This is a genomic window from Streptomyces sp. NPDC050388, assembly GCF_040655635.1.
Classification (GTDB): domain Bacteria; phylum Actinomycetota; class Actinomycetes; order Streptomycetales; family Streptomycetaceae; genus Streptomyces.
In genome coordinates this window covers 1-5,669 of the sequence record NZ_JBFAKH010000183.1, presented here as the reverse complement: position 1 = coordinate 5,669, position 5,669 = coordinate 1, and the positions used below count along the sequence as shown (strand labels likewise).

The 5,669-nt window shown below is 69.1% G+C and carries 2 protein-coding genes and 1 pseudogene; all 3 read left to right on the top strand.

The window, feature by feature from the left end; translation table 11 throughout:
* Positions 1 to 6: 6 nt before the first annotated feature.
* Positions 7 to 300: pseudogene (locus tag AB0I73_RS40005) on the top strand (glycoside hydrolase); the annotation flags it as partial.
* 459 nt (positions 301 to 759) lie between these two features.
* A complete protein-coding gene (locus AB0I73_RS40000; protein ID WP_363045310.1) occupies positions 760 to 3,534 on the top strand; it encodes a lectin in 2,775 nt (924 codons plus the stop codon).
* 17 nt (positions 3,535 to 3,551) lie between these two features.
* Positions 3,552 to 5,318: a lectin gene (locus AB0I73_RS39995; protein ID WP_363045309.1), complete on the top strand. Its 1,767-nt coding sequence runs from the start codon at positions 3,552 to 3,554 to the stop codon at positions 5,316 to 5,318.
* The last annotated feature ends 351 nt before the right edge of the window (positions 5,319 to 5,669 follow it).

The following is a 5,669-nucleotide window of genomic DNA, read 5'->3' as shown; positions in this document are numbered from 1 at the left end:
ACCTGGATCAACGCGCGATCCCCCGCCTCAAGTCCTGGCGAACTCTCGGCAGCTGACCTCTCCAGTTCCAAGATCCCCGACAGAGTCAAGCTCAGTACACGGGGCCGCTGGATCGTCGACGCGGACGGCGACCGTTTCACACTGTGGTCCGGCAACTGGCACGGAAACAGCGGCATTTGGAACGGCACCGACAGCGCGGACGAGGACGCCTACCACCACGCGGGGATACCATTCGGCCTCGACAGTGCCCCCATGCCCAAGATCATCGCCGGTTTCCAGGAGATCGAGGTCAACAGCGTCCGGCATGCTTCTCGGCTTCCCGGGAACCGCCTTGTCAGTACTGCTCTTCGTCGTTCCGGGCCCCTCAGCGGGCCGGCGTTCTGCGAGGGCGCCCCGCGGCGGGCTGAACAGCCGCTGGGAGTTCCCTGCGCGACTGTCCGCCCCCGAAAGCCCCCCCCATGACGACGTCGGCACTTTGTCTCACATGTGGAAGAAGACGAGGGATCGGACGCGAAAGGGGTTACGCGTTCGCGTGAGGCCCGCTAACTTCCTTGAAATGAACCGGTCATAAGCCCGTTCGGGTGAAGGGACCGGTGCTCGACGGCGCGACGGCGCGCGCCCGGACTCCTCACGGCAGGCCCTCGGGCCGCCGCAACCCCCATAGCCCTGGAGACTCCTGTGCGCACGAGATCGCTCGGACACAGACGTGTCCGCACGCTGCTGACAGCCATGGCCTGCGCGGTGGCCCTGGTCCTGCCCATGGGCCCCGCCGCAGCTGCCCCCGCGCCCGCCCCGGGCGGCGCGGCCGAGGCTGCGGCAGCCGAAGACTTCCAACAGGTCACCCTCGCCAAAGGCGTCGCCGAAACGGGCGAACCCATGACACTGGCCGTCCTGCCGGACCGCTCGGTGCTGCACACCTCGCGCGACGGCACCCTCCGCCGGACCGACGCGGCCGGCACCACCACCATCGCGGGCACGTTGGACGTCTACAGCCATGACGAGGAAGGCATGCAGGGCGTGGCCGTAGACCCCGCCTTCTCCGCCAACCGCTTCATCTACCTCTACTACGCTCCCCGGTCGGCCACTCCGGCCGGCGACGCACCCGCCGACGGAACGGCATCCGACTTCGCCCCGTTCGACGGCGTCAACCGGCTGTCCCGGTTCGTCCTCAAAGCCGACGGAACCCTGGACACCGGCAGCGAGAAGAAGATTCTCGACGTGCCCGCCTCCCGCGGCCTGTGCTGTCACGTCGGCGGCGACATCGACTTCGACGCGGCAGGCAACCTCTACCTGTCGACGGGCGACGACACCAACCCCTTCGCCTCGGACGGCTACACCCCCATCGACGAGCGCGCCTCGCGCAACCCCGCCTACGACGCCCAGCGTTCCTCGGGCAACACCAACGACCTGCGCGGCAAGATCCTGCGCATCAAGGTGAACCCCGACGCGACTTACAGCATCCCGGCGGGCAACCTCTTCGCACCCGGCACCGCCAGGACCCGGCCCGAGATCTACGCGATGGGCTTCCGCAACCCCTTCCGGATGAGTGTGGACAAGGCCACGGGCACCGTCTACGTCGGTGACTACGGCCCCGACGCGGGCACCGCCAACGCCTCCCGCGGACCCGCCGGGCAGGTCGAGTTCAACCGGATCACCAAGGCCGGCAACTTCGGCTGGCCCTACTGCACCGGCAAGAACGACGCCTACGTCGACCACGACTTCGCCACTGGAGCCACCGGGGCGGCCTTCAACTGCGCGGCCCCGAGAAACACTTCGCCGCGCAACACCGGCCTGACCGAACTGCCTCCCGCCCAGCCCGCCTGGATCCCCTACGACGGCGGTTCGGTCCCCGAGTTCGGCAACGGCTCCGAGTCGCCCATGGGCGGACCCGTCTACCGGTACGACGCGAACTCCACCTCCGAGGTGAAGTTCCCCGCCGAGTACGACGGCGACTTCTTCGCCGGCGAGTTCGGCCGCCGCTGGATCAAGCGGATCGAGGCCGGCGGCGACGGGACCGTGCACTCCATCAACTCCTTCCCCTGGAGCGGCACCCAGGTGATGGACATGGCCTTCGGCCCGGACGGCGCCCTCTACGTCCTGGACTACGGCACCGGCTATTTCAACGGCGACGCCAACTCGGCCCTGTACCGCATCGAGCACGTGACCGGCGGCCGAGCCCCGGTGGCCCAGGCCAAGGCGAACGTCACCTCCGGCGGAGCACCCCTCGCCGTCGCCTTCTCCTCGGCCGGCAGTTCGGACCCGGACGGCGACGCGCTCGGCTACGCCTGGGCCTTCGGCGACGGCACCACCTCGACGGCCGCCAACCCGTCCCACACCTACACCACCAACGGCCAGTACACCGCGACACTGAAGGTCACCGACTCCACCGGCAAGTCCGCCACGGCCTCCGTCCAGATCACCGTCGGCAACACTGCCCCGACCGTACGGCTCGACACACCCACCGACGGACGGATCTACAACTTCGGCGCCGCCATCCCGTTCAAGGTGACGGTCACCGACCCCGAGGACGGCACGATCGACTGCGCCAGGGTGAAGGTCACCTTCATCATCGGTCACGACAGCCACGGACACCCGCAGACCTCGGCCACCGGATGCACCGGCACCCTGCAGACCCTGGCGGACGGCGAACACGACCCCAACGCCAACATCTTCGGTGTCATCGACGCCGAATACACCGACAAGGGCGCCAACGGACAGCCCGCGCTCACCGCCCACGACCAGCACATCACCCAGCCCAGCCACCGCCAGGCCGAGCACTACAGCGACTCCGCGGGCGTCCAGGTCATCAACCACACACCCGCGCACGGCGGCAAGACGGTCGGCGAGATCCACAACGGCGACTGGATCTCCTTCACGCCCTACAGCCTCGACAACGCCACCGGCTTCACCGCCCGCGTCTCCTCGGGCGGCAGCGGCGGCACCCTCGAGGTCCGCGCCGGCTCTCCCGCCGGCACCCTGCTCGGCACGGCCACCGTGCCGAGCACCGGCGGCTGGGAGACCTTCCAGGACGTCACTACGTCCCTGACCGACCGACCGGCCGACTCCACCACCCTGTACCTCGTTTTCAAAGGCGGCAGCGGCGCCCTGTTCGACGTCGACGAGTTCTCCTTCACCACCTCCACCGGCGGCCCCCGTACGGGTGAGGTGAGGGGGGTGAACGGCAAATGCCTGGACGTGGACAACGCGGGCACGGCGGACGGTACGGGTGTGCAGGTCTGGACGTGCAACACGTCGGCTGCGCAGCGGTGGACGGTGGTGGATGACGGCACGCTGAGGGCGCTGGGCAAGTGTCTGGACGTCTCCGGTGGCGGGAGTGCGGACGGCAGCCGGGTCCAGTTGTGGACGTGCAACGGCACGGGCGCGCAGAAGTGGGCGGCCCAGTCGGACGGGACGGTCCGCAATCCGCAGTCGGGCAAGTGCCTGGACGCCTCGGGCGGTACGTGGAACGACGGGACGCCGGTCCATCTGTGGACCTGCCACACCGGACCCAACCAGAAATGGACCCTGCCGTAGAAAGGAGGCGACCCACCATGCGTACCCTGCTCAAGACGGCGCTCAGCCTGTGTGCCGGCGCCCTGCTCTGCCTGACCTCCCAGGCCGCGGCCCTCTCCGGTGCCGCACCCTCCTCCGGCCACGCCGTGCACGTCCCGGACCGCACGGTCACCGCCAAGGCCGACCCGGCGTACGAGATCCTCGTCTTCTCCCGTACGGCGGGCTTCCGCCACTCCTCGATCGACGAGGGCATCGCGGCCCTGCGCGACCTCGGGGCGGCGAACAACTTCACCGTCACCGCTACCGAGGACCCGATGGCCTTCACCACCGCCCACCTGGCCCGGTACCGGACCGTGGTCTTCCTGTCGACCACGGGCGACGTCCTCGGTCCCACCCAACAGACCGCCTTCGAGCGATACTTGGGCGCGGGCGGCGGCTACGTCGGTATCCACGCCGCCGCCGACACCGAGTACGACTGGCCCTTCTACGAGGGACTGGCTGGCGCCCTCTTCCAGTCCCACCCCGCCATCCAGCCCGCGACCATGAAGGTCGAGGACCGGGCGCACGACGCCACCGCGCACCTGGGCCGTACCTGGCAGCGCACCGACGAGTGGTACAACTACCGCACCAACCCCCGCACCACCGCCCACGTCCTGGCATCGCTGGACGAATCCAGCTACTCCGGCGGCACCATGTCCGGCGACCACCCGATCGCCTGGTGCAAGGACTACGCCGGTGGTCGCGCCTTCTACACCGGCGGCGGCCACACCGAGGAGTCCTACGCCGACCCCGCCTTCCGCAGGCATCTGCTCGGAGGGATCCGCTGGGCCGCCGGCACCACCCAGGCCGACTGCCGCCCGGAGACCGGCTACACGCCCCTGTTCGACGGCACCTCCACGACCGGCTGGAAGCAGGCGGGCCCCGGCGGCTTCACCCTGGCCGACGGCACCCTCACCTCGTACGGCGGACTGGGCCTGCTCTGGTACAACGCGAAGGAGTTCACCGGCGACTACTCGCTGAAGCTGGACTGGAAGCTGAGCGGTGACGACAACTCCGGTGTCTTCGTGGGCTTCCCGGCGTCCGACGACCCGTGGTCGGCGGTGGACAACGGCTACGAGATCCAGATCGACGCCACCGACGCGGCCGACCGCACCACGGGAGCGGTGTACGGATTCCGCTCCGCCGACCTGGCCGCACGCGACGCCGCGCTGAACCCACCGGGGGAGTGGAACACGTACGAGATCCGCGTCACCGGAGAGCGGCTCGAGATCTTCCTCAACGGCCGGAAGATCAACGACTTCACCAACACGGACCCGGCTCGCAGCCTGAAGCAGGGCCACATCGGACTCCAGAACCACGGCGACGGCGACGAGGCGTCCTTCCGCAACATCCGAATCAAACAGTCCGGATCGCCGTCCGGCCCCCGTACGGGTGAGGTGAGGGGGGTGAACGGCAAATGCCTGGACGTGGACAACGCGGGCACGGCGGACGGTACGGGTGTGCAGGTCTGGACGTGCAACACGTCGGCTGCGCAGCGGTGGACGGTGGTGGATGACGGCACGCTGAGGGCGCTGGGCAAGTGTCTGGACGTCTCCGGTGGCGGGAGTGCGGACGGCAGCCGGGTCCAGTTGTGGACGTGCAACGGCACGGGCGCGCAGAAGTGGGCGGCCCAGTCGGACGGGACGGTCCGCAATCCGCAGTCGGGCAAGTGCCTGGACGCCTCGGGCGGTACGTGGGACGACGGGACGCCGGTCCATCTGTGGACCTGCCACACCGGACCCAACCAGAAATGGACCCTGCCCTGACGCGGAGCTCGTCCGGTGGTGCGTCGGCGTCGGACCGCTGATGCCCACCGGGCGGCACGGAACCCACGGCTGAGCCCGACAGGCCCGGCGCACCGTCCTTCTCAGCGGTGCGCCGGGCCTGTCGGCCACGCAACGTGAACACGCGCTGTCCATGATCGTGAGGTAACTTCAAGGCGGTGTTCGCCCTTGCCGACGTCCAGGCCGAGTGAAGACGCCGATGCCGCCGGTGTCGATTCCGTTCGGGAGCCTTCCGGCTGGCGTTGATGCCCCTATGGATGTCAAGTAGCGATTGCGGCACGTGCGCGGCTGGCTGCGGGGCTCGGAGTGGCGATGAGCTGGTAGACCTCCCGT